Genomic DNA, 730 nt, shown 5'->3' with positions numbered 1-730 from the left:
CTGGCGCATCTGGACGGCACCGCCGTGGTGCTGGTGCGGCCGGGCTTCGAGGCCCACCTGCTTGCCGGTTGGGGCGGACGGCCCGGCAAGGGCGGCGCATGGGGCGCGGTGATGGGAGCGGGCGCGGATGCATTGACGCCCACGCTGGAGCTGCGGCTGCGCTTGGAGATGCGCAGGCAGCACGGCGGCTTCCGCCAGGGACTCTTCGGCCCGGACTATGAGCTGGCGCGCTTCAAGGCGGCGGGGCCAGAGGGACTTCCGCTGTCGGAGGCCGCCTTCCCGGATGGGTACTCGGCCTATGTCGAGGCGGAGGTGGGCTGGGACGCGGTCCGCTACGGCGGCCTCTCCAAGCACCTGAAGGTGTCGCTGGGCGCGGAAGCCTTCTCGTGGGGCCGCTTCGACGTGGATGGGCGCGTGGCGATGCAGCTCTTCGCGCGCAGCCTCGAAGTGGCGGTGAAGGGGCTGTGCGTGGGCATGGGACAGCCAGGGGCGCGCTACCTGGGGTCCGCCGAGGTCCGCTGGCGAGTGCTGGGAGGGAAGCTCTATGCGATGGGAACGGGCGGCACGCTGCTCTTCCCCACGCCGGAGGGGACTCTTCGCCCAGGGGCGTTCGCCTCGGTGGGCCTGGGGGTGGACAATGCGCGCTGACGCCCTCTTGCTGGCCCTGGTGCTGCTGACCACGGGATGCGCCTCCGGGCGTGGCCGGAGCTTGAGCTACGCGCCGCGAGAG

Annotated in this window: 1 pseudogene; it reads left to right on the top strand. The window is 72.1% G+C overall.

What is annotated here, in order from left to right:
- Positions 1–648, top strand: a pseudogene (locus K8556_RS38940) (hypothetical protein); the annotation flags it as partial.
- Positions 649–730: the final 82 nt, after the last annotated feature.

The organism is Corallococcus sp. AS-1-12, assembly GCF_020036995.1.
Taxonomy (GTDB): Bacteria; Myxococcota; Myxococcia; order Myxococcales; family Myxococcaceae; genus Corallococcus.
Note: the sequence above shows the minus strand (reverse complement) of the source record. Positions and strands in the feature narration are given on the sequence as shown.